Consider the following 14,823-nt stretch of genomic DNA (forward strand, 5'->3'; position numbering starts at 1 on the left):
TTCCTCAGGATGACGACTGCGGGTGTCGCAACTGCCTTAACTTTGCCCCCTGCCGATAGCCCTCCCCCGAAAGTCGCGCTAAAGTTTGAGGCGACTCAGCCACGTCTTCATGCGAGCGGCTGGTGTTCAGGGAGGAAACCATGCGCCTGTCCCAACCGGTCCTTGCCGGCCTCACCTGTCTGTTTCTTGCGGCCTGCAACGGCGACGACGGCAATATCGCGCTCGGCAACCTTGAGCGGGACCGGGTGGCGCTGACGGCAACGGCGAACGAGGTGCTGATCGACCTGCCGGTCGCCCAGGGCACCTTCGTCAAGAAGGGCACCGTGCTGGCGCAGCTTGATCCCGCCGAGCAGCAGGCCATCGTCAACCAGGCCCGGGCCGAGGTGCAGAAGGCAAAGTCCAACCTGGAGAAGCTTGAAAACGGTGCCCGCGAGGAGGACATCGCCAAGGCCAGGGCCAATGTCGCCGGCGCCAAGGCGGCCCTTGTCGAGGCCGAGGCCACCTTCAAGCGGTTCAACGACCTGACCGGCCGCGGCACAAGCAGCCAGGCGCAGCTCGACAGCGCCAGGGCCAGCCGGGACGCCGCCACCGCCAGTCTCCAGAGTGCGGAACAGGAACTGAAGGAACTGGTTGCCGGGACACGACCGGAAGATCTCGCCATTGCCAAGGCCGAGCTCAATGCGGCGGAGGCCAGCCTTGCCACCCAGCAGAAGATCCTTTCGGACCTGACCATCACGGCCTCGCGGGACGGCGTCCTCGACAACCTGCCCTGGAACCTGGGCGAACGCGTTACCATAGGCAGCCCGGTCGTCGTGATGCTGGCGGGCGATGCGCCCTACGCCCGGGTCTACGTGCCGGAGCCGCACCGGGTGAAGATCAACGAGGGCGACACGCTGGCTGTCAGGATCGACGGCCTGGACAAGCCGATCGACGGCACCGTTCGCTGGATCAGTTCCGAACCCTCCTTCACTCCCTATTATGCGCTCAACCAGTCGGAACGGGCCCGGCTGATGTATGTGGCCGAGGTCCAGCTTCCGGAGAGCACCAAGGACCTGCCAAACGGGGTCCCGGCACAGGTCGTGCTGCCGTGACGAACGGCACGCCGGAGATCGTCGTCCGGGCGGACGGCCTGGTGAAGAGCTTCAAGGGCTTTCGCGCGGTCGACGGCCTCGATCTGACGATCGAGCGCGGCATGATCTATGGTTTCCTGGGGCCGAACGGCTGTGGCAAGACCACCGCCATGCGCATGCTCACCGGCCTGCTGACGCCGACGGAAGGCACCGTCGAGGTGCTTGGCCTGTCCGTTCCCAGGGACGCCGAAACGCTGAAATACCGGATCGGCTATATGACCCAGGCCTTCTCGCTCTATGGCGACCTGACGGTGCGGGAAAACCTCAATTTCATGGCGACCATCTACGGTCTGTCCGCCAGGAAGCGCAAGCAGCGGATCGGAGAGGTCATGGAGCGGTATGAGCTGACCGATCTTGCCGGGCGCTTCGCCGGCAAGATGAGCGGCGGCCAGCGCCAGCGCCTGGCGCTGGCAACGGCCGTCCTGCACGAGCCGCAGCTTCTGTTCCTGGACGAGCCGACCTCGGCGGTCGACCCGGAATCGCGCCGGCATTTCTGGGAACAGCTGTTCGACCTCGTCGACGGCGGCACCTCGATCGTGGTGACGACCCATTTCATGGACGAGGCGGAACGCTGCCACAAGATCGCGATCATGGAATCGGGCCAGAAGCGCGCCGACGGCGCCCCCAAGGAGCTGATGGCGGCCATGGGCGCCAACGTGGTCGAGATCGAAGCCCCCAACCTGCGCGACATCCGCAGGCACCTGCTGGGCAGCGATGGCATCATGGCGGCGGCGCAGCTGGGTGCACGGCTGCGTGTGCTCGTGCGCCAGGACATTTCCGACCCCGCGGGGTTCCTGAAAGCCAAGCCCGAAACCGGGGGCGCCACCCTGATCGAGCAGGTGCGCCCGAACCTGGAAGACGTTTTCGTCACGGCAACGGGAGAAGGCCGCCAATGATCCGACCGCTGTCCCGCATTGCCGCGATCTTTTCCAAGGAACTCGCCCAGCTGCGCCGGGACCGGATGACCTTCGGCATGGTCATCATGATCCCGCTGATCCAGCTGACCCTGTTCGGCTACGCCATCAACACCAACGTGCGCGACATTCCCGTGGCCGTGGTCGACCACAGCCAGACCGGCCTCAGCCGCATCCTGATCCAGATGGTCGAGGCGACGACGGTGGTCAAGGTCACCGAGCGGCTGAACTCGATCGAAGCGGCCGAAGACGCCATCAAGGCTGCCCGTGTCCGGGCCGCCTTCATCCTGCCCGACGACCTGTCCCAGCGCGTGGCGCGGTCCCCTGCCGCCGGTTTCGGCACGCCGCCCTCGACCGACGAGGAAACCAGCCGGCCCGTGGCGCAATGGATCGTCGACGGTTCGGACACCGTGATCGCCAGCTCGATCAAGTCCCTGCGCAACATGCCGCTGGCGGAGCTGAACCGGCAGGCACCCAACCGGTCCACACCGACCTTCGAGGTCGCCCTGTTCTTCAATCCCGAACAGCGCACGGCCATCAACATCGTTCCCGGCCTTGTCGGCATCATCCTGACCATGACCATGATCATGTTCACCTCGGCGGCCATCGTGCGCGAACGCGAGCGCGGCAACATGGAGATGCTGATCAACACGCCGGTGCGGCCGATGGAACTGATGATCGGCAAGATCATTCCCTATATCTTCATCGGGCTGCTGCAGACGGTCATCATCCTGGGCCTCGGTCATGTCCTGTTCAACGTGCCTTTCGCGGCAAAGATGCTGGATCTTTTTGTCGGAACGCTTTTGTTCATCGGCGCCAGCCTGTCGCTCGGGCTGGTGCTGTCGACCATCGCCCAAAGCCAGTTGCAGGCCACCCAGATGACCATCTTCGTGCTGCTGCCGTCGATCCTGCTGTCGGGCTTCATGTTCCCCTACGAGGGCATGCCGCTGATCGCCCAGTACATTGCCGAGGTTCTGCCGGCGACCCATTTCATGCGCATGATCCGCGGCTTCGTGCTGCGCGACGCCAGCCTTCTCGACCTGCAGCGCGACGTGATCTGGATGATCGGCTTCTTCGTTCTCGGCATGATCGTTGCCGCCCTCAGGTTCAAGAAACGGCTGGATTGACCGTTGGATCACCCGCTTCTTCCTTATGGAGTGCCATCCTGCCCCTTCCCAGAGCGTCATCCTGAGGAGGACCGTCAGGTCCGTCTCGAAGGATCCGCGGCATATACTGGAACAAGCGGCCGTTCCTTCGAGACAGCGCTCACGCGCTTCCTCAGGATGACGTCCTGGAGTGTGGCAGCTTCCCAAATGCAGGCAGGCAAAGGCGTCCCAATCCTGTTTCGGCCAAGGTCCGGTATTGACGCGCGGGTTGTAGTTTTTAAAGGCCTCGCCCCTGCCCACCTCGTCATCCTGAGGAGGACCGCCAGGTCCGTCTCGAAGGATCCGGCGAGATATACTGGAACAAGCGGCCGTTCCTTCGAGACAGCGCTCACGCGCTTCCTCAGGTTGACGATTTTGGGTGTGGCAGCTTCCCAAAATGCAGGCAGGTAAAGGCGTCCCAATCCTGTTTCGGCCAAGGTCCGGTATCGAAGCGCGGGTTGTAGTTTTTAAAGGCCTCACCCACTGCCCACTTCGTCATCCTGAGGAGGACCGCCAGGTCCGTCTCGAAGGATCCCGCGACATATACTGGAACAAGCGGCCGACCCTTCGAGACAGCGCTCACGCGCTTCCTCAGGATGACGTCCTGGAGTGTGGCAGCTTCCCAAATGCAGGCAGGCAAAGGCGTCCCAATCCTGTTTCGGCCAAGGTCCGATATCGAAGCGCGGGTTGTAGTTTTTAAAGGCCTCGCCCCTGCCCACCTCGTCATCCTGAGGAGGACCGCCAGGTCCGTCTCGAAGGATCCGCGGCATACGCTGGAACAAGCGGCCGACCCTTCGAGACAGCGCTGCGCGCTTCCTCAGGATGACGCCATTGGGTGTGGAGGCTTTCGTTACTTCGGCTGAGGCCCCGTATCGAAGCGCGGATTGGCGCTCTTGGTGACCGGACGCTGCAGGGAGACATTCTCCCGGCTTTCACGCCAGACGACGAAGATGCCGGAGGCAATGATGATCGCCGAACCGATGCCGACGTAAAGATCCGGCGTTTCCGAAAAGAACAGCATGCCGAACAGCGTCGCCCACAGGATCTGGCTGTATTGCAGCGGCGCGACCACCGCAGCCGGAGCGGCCTTGTAGGCGGTGATGGTACCGAACTGGGCGATGACCGACAGAAAACCGATCGCCGCCATCATGCCGAGATCGATGAGCTGCACCGGCACATAGACCACCGGCAATGTCATCGACATGGCCGTCATCGACAGGATCATCGGATAGAGGATCAGGACGGCCGGGCGTTCCTTGGCGCCCAGCTTGCGCACCAGAATGGTGGAGAGCGAATTGGCGAAAGCTGCCAGAAGCGCGGCTGCATGACCCAGTGTCAGCTCGGTCACGCCGGGACGTAAAACGATTAGAACCCCGATCAGACCGACAACCACGGCGGCCCAACGCTGAGCCCTGACCCTTTCCCCCAGAAGCGGCACCGACAGGGCCGTGATCAGGAGCGGCATGGCAAAGAGCAGCGCGTAGACCTCCGCCAGGGGCAGCGCCGTGAAGGCGTAGAAACCGCAGGACATGGCAATGATCGCCAGCCCTGCGCGCGACAGTACCAGCCAGGGGTGCCGCGGCCGGAAATTGTCGACCGCCTTGTCGGCCAGCATCATCATCGACATCGGCACGAAGGCGAACAGCATCGAGAAGAAGATGATCTGGAACACCGGGTACCCGGCCCCGAGCGCCTTGATCAACGCGTCATGCGTGGAAAACAGGGCGAAGGCGATGAGCGCGGCGGCAAGTCCCTTGAACGTTGCGGACATGGCAAGGCCTTTTTCGGTTCGGGGTAGCGCCTGCCGTCGGGAAGTGCAGGCAACGCGGACACAGGCGCGACGATGGGGTTCTCGTCAGCCGACCGGGGGCGGCAATCAACGGCTGGCACCATTGGCTCAATGGATCATCGCTGAAACGGCGAAAAGTTCAAGAAAGCTCCATCCGTGCCGTGCGGTTTTCCGCCGTTCCGGCGCCGGTTTCCACAACACAAAAGAGGCGGTGGACCTTCTCGCTCCACCGCCTCCGGGGCACTCCTGTTTTCCGCCTGCTGCGCCAAAAGCTAGAGAATGCGGCGGCGCAGATAGGAGGACACGATCTCGCCGGTGACCACCAACGCGATGATCGCAAGCAGCACGGTCGAGACTTCCTGCCAGTTGAACGTGTCGATGGCCCCTTGAAGGATCACGCCGATACCGCCGGCGCCGACCAGTCCGAGGACCGTCGATTCCCGCAGGTTGATGTCCCAGCGCAGGATGCTGACCGCAAAGAAGGTCGGCATAACCTGCGGCACGATGCCGTACAGCACCACCTTGAAATGGGACGCTCCGCAAGCCTGCAGGGCCTCGACGGGCTTCGGGTCGATTTCCTCGATGGCTTCGCCCAGCAGCTTGCCCAGAAATCCGATCGACCGGAACATGATCGCGACGATCCCGGCCACGATGCCCGGTCCGAAGATGGCCACGAACAGCAGCGCCCAGATGATCGTGTTGACCGAACGGGACGACACCAGGATGAAACGGCCGATCCAAAGGGTCACGGCATTGGGCGTGGTGTTCTGCGCGGCGATATAGGCCACCGGCAGTGCCAGAAGCACCGCCAGGGCCGTTGCGATCGTCGCCAGGTTGACCGTGTCCCACAATGCCAGGAGGATCTGGTCGAGGTTGGCCGGATCCGGCGGGACCATCCGGCTGAACAGGTCTCCCATCTGGGTCGGCGCGTCCCACACCCAGGCCCAGATGATGTTGACGCTGCCCAGCGCCCAGGCGACGACCAGCGCCGCCAGGGCAAAACAGGCATATCGCTGAAACCGCTGCATCGGCGTGTAGCGCGACCAGTCTTGCAAGGTGAGCTGTTCCATTACGCGATCCGCTTTCTGATGGCGCCGCTGACGGCTTCCGAAATCAGGATGACCCCGACAATGACCATGGTGATGGCCAGGGCGAAATCGTAGTCATACCGGCCGAAGGCATTGGCCAGCGTCGCCCCGATGCCGCCGGCACCGACGATGCCGACCACGGCGGAGGCCCTCAGGTTGCTGTCGAGCTGGTAGATGCTCAGCCCGATCTGGCGCTGCATGATCTGCGGCACGACCGCATAGACCAGGGTCGGCAGGAAGGAGGCTCCGGCGGATTTCATCGCTTCCACGGGGCCCGGATCGATCTCCTCGATCCGCTCGGCCAGAAGCTTGGCGACGAAACCGATCGAATAGACGATCAGCGTCAGGATGCCGGCAAACGGCCCGAACCCGACCGCCTTGACGAAAATGATCGCCACGATCACCGGGTGGAAACTGCGGGCCAGGATGATGATCGCCCGGCCGAGATAATAGACCGGCAGCGGCGCGATGTTGCGTGCGGCCATGAAGGCGATCGGGATCGACAGCAAGACCCCCCCGACCGTTGCCAGGATCGCGATCTTCAGACTTTCGAGAAACCCGTCGATCAGCAATTCGCTGCGCTGGAAACTGGGCGGAAAGGCGCCGCCGAAAATCCGCCCGGCCCGCGCCAGTCCCTGCGCCGCGCGATCCCAGTCGATCGGCAGGGTCGCGAGGGTAATCGCAACATAGACCGCTATGGCCGCGTAGAGACCGTAGCGCAGCAGCGGGTTGGCGATGAAAGGCGGCTTGTGCCAATGGTCCCTGGCCGCGCTCATGCCGCGGCACCTTCGACAGTTCTGTCGGCATGCGGAATGCCGGAATAGATCTGGTGCATGGCGTCTTCGCTCAAGGCCTCGGGCAGGTCGTCGAAAATAATGCGCCCGTAGCGCATGCCGACGATGCGGTCGCTGAATTCCTTGGCTTCGTTGACGTTGTGGATGTTGATGATCACGGGCAGCTTCAACTCGCTGGCCAGATCGCGCAACAGCGTCATGATCTGCTCCGACGTCTTCGGATCGAGCGAGGCCGTCGGCTCGTCCGCCAGCAGGATCTCCGGCTGCTGCATCAGCGCCCGGATGACACCGACACGCTGGCGTTCGCCGCCCGAAAGCTCGTCGGCGCGCTTGTCGGCGTAATGGGCGATGCCGACACGTTCCATCAGGTCGAACGCACGCCGGATGTCTTCCTTCGGATAGCGCCTCGTCAGGGCGGCCCAGGTCGAGATGTACCCCAGGCGGCCGCTCTGGACGTTTTCCATGACCGTCAGACGGTCGACCAGGTTGAAGCTCTGGAACACCATGCCGACGCGGCGCCTTGCATGGCGCAGGTCCCGCTTGCCGAGGCTGGTGAATTCGGTGCCGTTCAGCATGATCGACCCGGATGTCGGTTCGACGAGCCGGTTGATGCACCGCAGGAGCGTGCTCTTGCCGGCTCCGGAGGACCCAATGACCGAGACGACCTGTTCGCCCGCAACCTCGAGATCAAGATCCTTGAGCACGGGATCCCCTGCCCCGTAACGTTTTACGAGACCCGTTATTTTCAGCATGTTTTTCACCGTTTGGAAAAGCCCGCCGCCCGGAAACCGGACGGCGGGCCAAGAGGACTTGGGGCTTACTTGGACAGGCCCTGCGGCGTGTATTCCACGCCGTTGGAGGCCTGGATCTGCCGGATGACGGCCCACTGGTCCTTGTAGGTGATGGGAACGAACCGGCTGACGCCCTCGAACTCCTCGCCGAGCTTGTTGCCTGCGAAGTCGAAGCTGAAGAACGCTTCCTTGATCTTTTCAACCAGCGCCGGATCGAGATCGTGGGCGTAGTTGAAGGAGGTTGTCGGGAACGGGTCGCTTTCCCACACGAGCCGTACATCGGCCGGATCGTAAAGACCACGCTCGGCCATGCGTTCCACGACTTCGGACGCCACGGGGGCCGCGTCGTAGTCGCCGGCGACAACGCCGAGCATCGACTGGTCATGCGACCCGGAATAGATCACCTCGTAGTCCTGCTCCGGCACGACGCCCAGGCCCGGGAACAGCGCGCGGGGAGCCTGGTTGCCGGAATTCGATGTCGGCGAAGTATGCGCCACGCGCTTTCCGGCAAGGTCCCCCGGTGTCTTGATGTCGGAATCGGCCTGGGTGAAGAGCTGCAGGCGATAGCCGAACTGGCCGTCCTCGCTGCCCATGATCGCGAAGGGCACCGCGCCGGCAAGGTTCACCGCGAACGGCGTCGGCCCGGTGGAGAACCCGGCAATGTGCAGACGGCCGGAGCGCATGGCCTCGACTTCCGCGGAGTTCGACTGCACGGCGAAGAACTGGACGTCCTTGCCGGTCACTTCTTCCAGATGATCGATGAACGGTGCCCAGATATCCGCATAGACCGCGGGATCCTCGACCGGCGTATAGGCAAAGACCAGCGTGTCGGGATTGCTCAGCTCGGCCGGATCGGTCGGCGCGTCGGCGACCAGATCGCCATCCGCATCACAGTAGATCGTGTCGAGCGCGCCCTGGTTGGGGCAGTCCGCCGCATAGGCAGACGTCATCGCAAAACCGGCGACACAAGCCGCGGAACCGAGCCGGGCCAACAAGTTTCTCATATTTTCCTCCCATCGTGGACCGGTCCGTCCCGGCAATGACCTGCGCGGGCCTCCTGACCGATCGCCGTCAGCGTATCGGGAGCCGCCGGACGTTCGCGAGCGCTGAACTGTTAACAGAACAGAGAGGCCAAGCCTTTTCTGTTAACAGTGTTACAACCGGCACTCACCTGTGAAACATTTGTAACAAGATTCCGGTACCCGCCCCGGGCTCTCATGCTAGACAGCTTGATGAACTGCGAGAGAGCGACGAAATGGACGCCAGGGGACAGCCGGTAATCGCGATCATCGATGATGATGCGGATGTGCGCGAGACCCTTTCCGCTTTGATGGACTCAAGCGGCTTCACACCGATTGCCTTTCAGGACAGTGCCGGTTTCAAGGCCGCGGGCAATCCGGAAGATTTCGACCTGGCCCTGATCGATCTCAGGCTCAAGGGTGAATCCGGCCTGTCGCTGGCCATCCATATCCGCGAAATCTCGGAACTCCCCATTGTCATGCTGACCGGCGTGGGCGACGAGATCGACAAGATCATCGGCCTTGAGACCGGCGCCGACGACTATCTCATGAAACCGTTCAACCCGCGTGAACTCGTTGCACGCATCCGGGCGGTTCTGCGGCGTTATGGCCACGGTGTTGCCAGCGCGACAAGAACCGGCAAGGACCAGCAGATCATCTTCGGCAGCAAACGGGTGGACCTGCAGCGGCGGGAACTGCTGGACGAGAACGGCGAGGAAATCCCGCTGACAAACGCGGAATATGTGCTGCTGGACTATTTCGTCCGCAATCCCGATCGCATCATCCCGCGAACGGAGCTGATGAAGGAAATCGGCAGCGACATGCAGCGCTACGTGGACCGGACGATCGATGTCCTGATCCTCAGGCTGCGCCGCAAGATCGAGAACGTGCCGTCCAAACCCGTGCATCTGCAGACCCGGCGGGCGCAGGGTTACATCTTCGTCCTGCAGGCGGACACCCCATGACGTCCGCCCGCATGAGGCAGCCGAGCATCCGCTCGCTGCTGCTGTCCGCGATCGGCCTTCTCCTTGTCGTGATCATGGTGATCGGGGCAATCGCGCTCTATACGCTCACCAGCGCCGAGGAGCGCCTCGATACGTATCACGGGCAGACGCTGGCCGAGGTTTCCGATGCGCTCGAGCTGTCCGGCAACGCTTCCCAGCTGGCGACCTCGGCACCGTTCCTGATGACCCTCAGCCCCAGTTTCCAGCTGGAAAGCGAAGCAGCCGACATCCTGGCGACCCTCGATCGCATCGATGAACTGGGGGGCGGTGCTCCCGAACTGAGCCGGCCGCTCGCCCGCATCCGGGTGGCGATCAATGACCTTGTCACCGTCATGGCCCCACAGGCGGAGGATGCCGCGACCATCGCGCTGATCGACCGGGAACTCGACCGTCTCCAGCGCCGCTTCCGCAGGCTGGCGCAAGAGGGCGCGCAGCCCCCGCAGCTTCGCCAGGGCTGGTCGTCCCTGCAACAGCTCGTCATGGCCGCCATCGGCGCCCTGCGCAGCCAGGAGCTGATCAAGGTTGGCGAGCACGAGAGCAACTACCGGCGCATCAGGCGGGAGATCGGCGCCACCCTGCCCCCGCCCGTTTCGGACGGCCTTCGGGAGGTCGAGGAAGCGGTCAGCAAGAGAGGCGACCTATTCGCCCTGCGGTTTTCCGGGCTTGCGGCAAAACTGGACGCGGAGAACGCGCTGTTCCGCATCCGCACGGAAGTTGCCCAGGTGAATGCCTTTGCGCTGAACACGGTCACGGATGCCAAGCGCCGGCTGCAGATATCGCGTGACAGGACCACCACCAGCATCACCTTCGCCAAGACGGTCATTCTGGCTCTCACCGGTCTCAGCATGATCGTCGCCGTCGGATCCGCGGTGTTCGTCTCCCGCTACGTGATCGCGAACCTGCATCAGATCACCGCCGTGATGCGCCGTCTGGCGGCAGGCGATCTGAAGGCAAAACTGTCAAGGAAGACGATCTCCAGAGACGAAATCGGCCAGTTGTCCGAAGCCTTCCGCAAGTTCCGCTCCAACGCCCTGCGCCTGGAACGCAAAACCCGGGAAGTCTGGCGCCGCAACGAACTCTTCATCACCGTGTTTCAGAACATCAGCGACGGGGTCGCCGTGCTCTCGCCCACCGGGCAGATCATTGCCGAAAACGGCCGGGTCAGGGAGCTGTTGCGGCTGATGCCCGCCGAAACCGGTCCCCGCCCGAACCTTGCGCAGCTCATCGAAGCGTCCCCTTTCGAGCGGCGATCCAGAGAAAACGAACGGGCCGGGTTCGCGGAATATGCCGATCCCACCGGCCGCGTTCTGGAAGTGCGCCGCTCGCCCCTGCCGGACGGAGGCTCGGTCTGGCTGTTTTCGGAGACCACGGAGCGCAAGCGCATCGACGAACGGCTCGAGGAAATCCGCCGCGTGGAAAGTCTCGGCAAGGTCACCGGCGAAGTCGCGCACGATTTCGGCAACATCCTGTCCACTATTTCCGGCAATCTGCATTTGCTGGAAAACGAGCCGTCGCCCAAGGCCGCGGTGCTGCGCGGCCGCATCAACGACGCGGTGGAACTGGGTGTTTCCCTGATCGAAAGACTGCTCGCCTTTGCCAGAAAACAGCACCTGACCCCTCGGGAGACCGACATTGCGGCCATTGCCGAAGGCATGGAAGACCTGCTGTCCATGGCTCTTCCGGAAACGGTGACACTGACGATCAGCTGTGACGACGGTCCGCTATGCGCCCGGATCGACCCGGGACAACTGGAAAGCGCGATCCTCAACCTGTGTGTCAATGCCGGCCAGGCCATCAGCGACCGCGGCCGGATCGAGATCGGCGTCCACCGGTTCGAGGATGGCGCGGTTGCGCTGTCCGTCAGGGACGACGGCTGCGGCATGGACGAAACCACGCTGCGCCAGGCCGCGGAACCGTTCTTCAGCGCCCGCGCGGACGGAGAAGGAACGGGCCTTGGCCTGTCGATGGTTCACGGGTTCGTCCACCAGTCCGGCGGCACCATTGCCATCGACTCGCAACCGGGCCAGGGAACTTGCGTCACCCTGACGTTTCCGGCGATGGACGGGCATGGCCAGGAAAATGCCGGGCCGCCCCGGCGGACCGGCACGGCGCTTGTCGTGGACGACGATACCGGGTCCGCCCGGGCGATCTCGGAAATGCTGGCAGGTTTCGGATACGACGTCTCGACCGCCAACAGCTTTGAGAAGGCCCGGACCGAACTCCGGCGTGACCGGTCCCTGTCGGTCCTCGTCTCCGACCTGCAACTCGATAACGGGCAGAGCGGCTGGGCGCTTGTGCTACAGGCGCTCGAAACGGTTCCCGACTGCACTGCGATCGCCGTTTCCGGGCACCTGCCTGAAAACGACCCGATCGGGTCTGAATTTGGAGAGCGGTTTGCCAAGCTTGCAAAGCCGGTTACCGCGGAAGCTCTCGCGGCCAAGCTTGGCGAGGTTGACCCGGTGGTCAAGAATTGAGCGGTCAGCGTGCCTTTGTGAACTCTGACCCTGCGTCAGACAAACACCCGCGCCAGGGCCGCGACGGCGAGCGCGGTGGCCGCCCGCTTCGGGCCGGCAAATTCCGATGCGGCCTGACCGGGCACCATCAGGGAGACACGATTGAGATCAGTGGCCTCCAGGTGATCCAGGTCCGCCGATTTCGCTGCTTCCTCGGCGGAAATACGGATTTCATCCAGCATGCGCACAAGGCCCTGCCAGATATGCAAGGGTGGCGCTTCGCTGGTGTTGCACCAGCGAACAATTTCGTCTTCCGAAACCTTCAAAGCCACGGCTGCCTCCGCAGGAGCCAGACCCAGATAGCTCATCACGTCACTGAAATTGCTCATTCTTTTCCCCAAAGACGTAGCACGCCCCGAACACCCGATTTCTAATGATGCACTGCAATATGACAAAAATCCAGCATTTTACGGAAATTGAGTTAACTCCTGCACCGGAAAACAAAACAGGAAGTCCCGAAATCTACTGATTCCCGTGCATCCCGTCGGTATAATTTGCAGGATAGCATTACAGTTTTTGACAAACTGCCTTGGCGGAAGGGCCAATTGTCTGAAAAACCTTGTAAAAATTGATATCGGTGGAAAACGGCAGGCCGCCCGATTGTCCGGTACGGTTAATGATAGGTTTATCCGACCAAATCACTTTGACCGCTGACGCCGCCGGACCTCTTTGATGAAGTTCAAGGGAAAATCCTTCATTGCAATTGTCTTGAGTCCCGAGCCACCGTTTTCCGACTGGCTTGGCGAAATCGACCGCATCATCGCCCGCTCGCCGGGCTTTTTCATCGACCGGCCGATCATACTTGACGTGCGCGGCAGCAAAATCGCGATCGAAGACCTGGAGCAGCTCCTGGAAGAACTGGGGACCCGTTCCGTGCGGGTGATGGGCATCGACGGCGTTTCCGGCACCCGGCTGAAGCCAGGGATGCCGCCCAGTTTCTCCGGCGGCCGGCTTGCGTCCGATATCGACGTGCCGACGCCCTCCACGAACTCGCCGGGCGCGGAGACTGCCGAAACGCAAGCCAAGGCGCCAAAGGCAGCCCGGGCGGAAGAAAAAACCGACACGAAAGCACCGACTGCGGCGCGGAAGAAAAGCCACACGAGCGCGGAGAGTGATGACAAGCAGGCGGCGCCCGCCAGCATTGTCAGCGGCTCGTCGATCGTGATCACCGAGCCGGTCCGCTCCGGGCAGAGCATCTTGCATCCCGACGGCGATGTCACCGTGATCGGTTCGGTCAGCTCGGGCGCGGAGATCATCGCGGGCGGATCGATCCATGTTTATGGCGCCCTGCGCGGCCGGGCACTTGCAGGTGTTGCCGGCAAGGACTGTGCCCGGATCTTCTGCTCCAAACTGGATGCCGAACTGGTTTCCATCAACGGCCTCTACAAGGTGGCGGACGATTTCGACGGCACCTTGCGCAATGCGCCGGCGCAGATCCGCTTCGAGAACGAGACCCTCGTATTTGAAGAACTGAATTAACCCCGGATCCGGCTGCCGCCTGGCGGGGATTCGACAACGAAAACAGGACGAACACCATGAGCAACGCCACCGTCGTTGTGGTCACGTCAGGCAAGGGCGGAGTGGGCAAGACCACGACCACCGCCGCCATCGCCTCGGCGCTCGCCAAAGAAGGCTATCAGGTCTGTGCCATCGATTTCGATGTCGGCCTGCGTAACCTCGACCTGATCATGGGCGCCGAGCGCCGGGTCGTGTTCGATCTTGTCAACGTGGTGCGCGGCGAAGCCTCGATCAAACAGGCGCTGGTGCGCGACAAGAAGCTAAACAACCTTTACCTGCTGCCGGCGTCGCAGACACGGGACAAGGACGCCCTGACGGAAGAAGGCGTTGCCAGCGTCATCAGCGAATTGCGCATGTATTTCGACTATGTCATCTGCGACAGCCCTGCCGGGATCGAACGTGGCGCGACGCTGGCCATGCGTCACGCCGACGAGGCCATCATCGTCTCCAACCCCGAAGTCTCTTCCGTGCGCGACTGCGACAGGATCATCGGCCTGCTCGACGCCAAGACCAAGATCGCCGAAGACGGCGGACGCATGCCCAAGCACCTGATGATCACCCGTTACGACACGGAGCGTGCCAAAACCGGCGACATGCTGGCGACCGATGACGTGGTCGACATCCTGTCCGTGCCGCTGATCGGTGTCGTGCCGGAAAGCAAGGACGTTCTCAAGGCTTCCAACGTCGGCCTCCCGATCACCCTGTCCGACGAGAATTCCCCGGCCGCCAAGGCCTATATGGAGGCAACCCGGCGCCTTCTGGGCGAGAACATTCCCGTCACCATCCCGGAAGAAAAGAAAAGCCTTCTCGGCAAGTTCTTCAAGGGGAGGGCCGCATGAACATCCTGAGCTTCTTTGGCAAAAGGGGCGAGAGTGCCTCGGTTGCCAAGAACCGGCTTCAGATCCTGCTGGCACATGAACGGGCCGATGACGGCTCGGACGCGGTGCTGATCTCCAGCCTGCGGGAAGACATTCTCGCGGTGGTCGCCAAGCGGGTGGAGATCGATCCGGACTCGGTCCGGCTCGAGATGGATCGCACCGGCGATGTCACCACCCTCGGCATCGACATCGAACTGCCTTCCGCAAGGGCGTCCTGAACGAGGAACCGGCCCTCGCGGC

Annotated in this window: 14 protein-coding genes; 8 read left to right on the forward strand and 6 right to left on the reverse strand. The window is 62.7% G+C overall.

The genetic code is table 11. The features are described from left to right. Positions 1-140 precede the first annotated feature (140 nt). From O6760_RS29430 to O6760_RS29440, 3 genes are read left to right on the forward strand one after another with little or no spacing between them, the layout of a single operon-like run. Positions 141-1,091 (forward strand): HlyD family secretion protein, encoded by a 951-nt coding sequence (locus tag O6760_RS29430; protein ID WP_269583214.1) that lies wholly within the window; start codon positions 141-143, stop codon positions 1,089-1,091. Then, the gene (locus O6760_RS29435; RefSeq protein WP_269583215.1) at positions 1,088-2,026 is read left to right on the forward strand and encodes an ABC transporter ATP-binding protein; all 939 of its coding nucleotides are present in this window, start codon (positions 1,088-1,090) and stop codon (positions 2,024-2,026) included. The genes O6760_RS29430 and O6760_RS29435 overlap by 4 nt, the downstream gene beginning before the upstream one ends. Beyond that, positions 2,023-3,171, forward strand: coding sequence for an ABC transporter permease (locus O6760_RS29440; RefSeq protein ID WP_269583216.1), 1,149 nt, complete (start codon positions 2,023-2,025; stop codon positions 3,169-3,171). Before O6760_RS29435 ends, O6760_RS29440 begins: the two co-directional genes overlap by 4 nt. A gap of 868 nt (positions 3,172-4,039) precedes the next feature. Here O6760_RS29440 and O6760_RS29445 read toward each other — a convergent pair. From O6760_RS29445 to phnD, 5 genes are all read right to left on the reverse strand, one after another. Beyond that, complete coding sequence (locus tag O6760_RS29445; RefSeq protein WP_269583217.1) at positions 4,040-4,960, reverse strand: DMT family transporter; 921 nt, start codon at positions 4,958-4,960, stop codon at positions 4,040-4,042. A gap of 290 nt (positions 4,961-5,250) precedes the next feature. Then, positions 5,251-6,048, reverse strand: a complete 798-nt coding sequence (gene phnE / locus O6760_RS29450; protein WP_269583218.1) for a phosphonate ABC transporter, permease protein PhnE — start codon at positions 6,046-6,048, stop codon at positions 5,251-5,253. Continuing rightward, complete coding sequence (phnE, locus tag O6760_RS29455) at positions 6,048-6,842, reverse strand: phosphonate ABC transporter, permease protein PhnE (RefSeq protein ID WP_269583219.1); 795 nt, start codon at positions 6,840-6,842, stop codon at positions 6,048-6,050. Before phnE (O6760_RS29455) ends, phnE (O6760_RS29450) begins: the two co-directional genes overlap by 1 nt. Next, positions 6,839-7,612 carry a phosphonate ABC transporter ATP-binding protein gene (phnC, locus tag O6760_RS29460; RefSeq protein WP_269583220.1) on the reverse strand — a complete coding sequence of 258 codons (774 nt, stop codon included), beginning with the start codon at positions 7,610-7,612 and terminating at the stop codon, positions 6,839-6,841. Before phnC ends, phnE (O6760_RS29455) begins: the two co-directional genes overlap by 4 nt. Before the next feature lie 65 nt (positions 7,613-7,677). Continuing rightward, entirely contained in the window at positions 7,678-8,655 is a 978-nt protein-coding gene (phnD, locus tag O6760_RS29465; protein ID WP_269583221.1) for a phosphate/phosphite/phosphonate ABC transporter substrate-binding protein, read from the reverse strand. A gap of 251 nt (positions 8,656-8,906) precedes the next feature. Between phnD and O6760_RS29470 the strand changes: the two genes are divergently transcribed. Next, the gene (locus O6760_RS29470) at positions 8,907-9,635 is read left to right on the forward strand and encodes a response regulator (RefSeq protein ID WP_269583222.1); all 729 of its coding nucleotides are present in this window, start codon (positions 8,907-8,909) and stop codon (positions 9,633-9,635) included. After that, on the forward strand, positions 9,632-12,148 hold the full coding sequence (locus tag O6760_RS29475) for an ATP-binding protein (RefSeq protein ID WP_269583223.1): 2,517 nt from the start codon (positions 9,632-9,634) through the stop codon (positions 12,146-12,148). Before O6760_RS29470 ends, O6760_RS29475 begins: the two co-directional genes overlap by 4 nt. 35 nt (positions 12,149-12,183) lie before the next feature. Here the strand turns inward: O6760_RS29475 and O6760_RS29480 are convergent, their stop codons facing one another. Continuing rightward, the gene (locus O6760_RS29480) at positions 12,184-12,516 is read right to left on the reverse strand and encodes a hypothetical protein (RefSeq protein WP_269583224.1); all 333 of its coding nucleotides are present in this window, start codon (positions 12,514-12,516) and stop codon (positions 12,184-12,186) included. A gap of 343 nt (positions 12,517-12,859) precedes the next feature. Here O6760_RS29480 and minC point away from each other — a divergent pair, with 343 nt between their 5' ends. Genes minC through minE form a run of 3 tightly spaced genes read left to right on the forward strand, consistent with a single transcriptional unit; the run spans position 12,860 to position 14,801 of the window. Continuing rightward, positions 12,860-13,666, forward strand: coding sequence for a septum site-determining protein MinC (gene minC / locus O6760_RS29485; protein ID WP_269583225.1), 807 nt, complete (start codon positions 12,860-12,862; stop codon positions 13,664-13,666). 56 nt (positions 13,667-13,722) lie between these two features. Then, positions 13,723-14,544, forward strand: a complete 822-nt coding sequence (minD, locus tag O6760_RS29490) for a septum site-determining protein MinD (RefSeq protein ID WP_269583226.1) — start codon at positions 13,723-13,725, stop codon at positions 14,542-14,544. Further along, positions 14,541-14,801, forward strand: a complete 261-nt coding sequence (gene minE, locus O6760_RS29495) for a cell division topological specificity factor MinE (protein WP_269583227.1) — start codon at positions 14,541-14,543, stop codon at positions 14,799-14,801. The genes minD and minE overlap by 4 nt, the downstream gene beginning before the upstream one ends. Positions 14,802-14,823: the final 22 nt, after the last annotated feature.

The sequence above is a fragment of the Roseibium sp. Sym1 genome (assembly GCF_027359675.1).
In the GTDB taxonomy this organism is placed as follows: domain Bacteria; phylum Pseudomonadota; class Alphaproteobacteria; order Rhizobiales; family Stappiaceae; genus Roseibium.

Bases quoted from the DNA above. Each gene is read 5' to 3' on its own strand.
- O6760_RS29475 (WP_269583223.1), top strand. From the start codon at position 9,632: ATGACGTCCGCCCGCATGAGGCAGCCGAGCATCCGCTCGCTGCTGCTG.
- O6760_RS29445 (WP_269583217.1), bottom strand. From the start codon at position 4,960: ATGTCCGCAACGTTCAAGGGACTTGCCGCCGCGCTCATCGCCTTCGCC.
- minD (WP_269583226.1), top strand. From the start codon at position 13,723: ATGAGCAACGCCACCGTCGTTGTGGTCACGTCAGGCAAGGGCGGAGTG.
- O6760_RS29480 (WP_269583224.1), bottom strand. From the start codon at position 12,516: ATGAGCAATTTCAGTGACGTGATGAGCTATCTGGGTCTGGCTCCTGCG.
- phnE (WP_269583219.1), bottom strand. From the start codon at position 6,842: ATGAGCGCGGCCAGGGACCATTGGCACAAGCCGCCTTTCATCGCCAAC.
- minC (WP_269583225.1), top strand. From the start codon at position 12,860: ATGAAGTTCAAGGGAAAATCCTTCATTGCAATTGTCTTGAGTCCCGAG.
- minE (WP_269583227.1), top strand. From the start codon at position 14,541: ATGAACATCCTGAGCTTCTTTGGCAAAAGGGGCGAGAGTGCCTCGGTT.
- phnD (WP_269583221.1), bottom strand. From the start codon at position 8,655: ATGAGAAACTTGTTGGCCCGGCTCGGTTCCGCGGCTTGTGTCGCCGGT.
- O6760_RS29430 (WP_269583214.1), top strand. From the start codon at position 141: ATGCGCCTGTCCCAACCGGTCCTTGCCGGCCTCACCTGTCTGTTTCTT.
- O6760_RS29440 (WP_269583216.1), top strand. From the start codon at position 2,023: ATGATCCGACCGCTGTCCCGCATTGCCGCGATCTTTTCCAAGGAACTC.
- O6760_RS29470 (WP_269583222.1), top strand. From the start codon at position 8,907: ATGGACGCCAGGGGACAGCCGGTAATCGCGATCATCGATGATGATGCG.
- phnC (WP_269583220.1), bottom strand. From the start codon at position 7,612: ATGCTGAAAATAACGGGTCTCGTAAAACGTTACGGGGCAGGGGATCCC.
- phnE (WP_269583218.1), bottom strand. From the start codon at position 6,048: ATGGAACAGCTCACCTTGCAAGACTGGTCGCGCTACACGCCGATGCAG.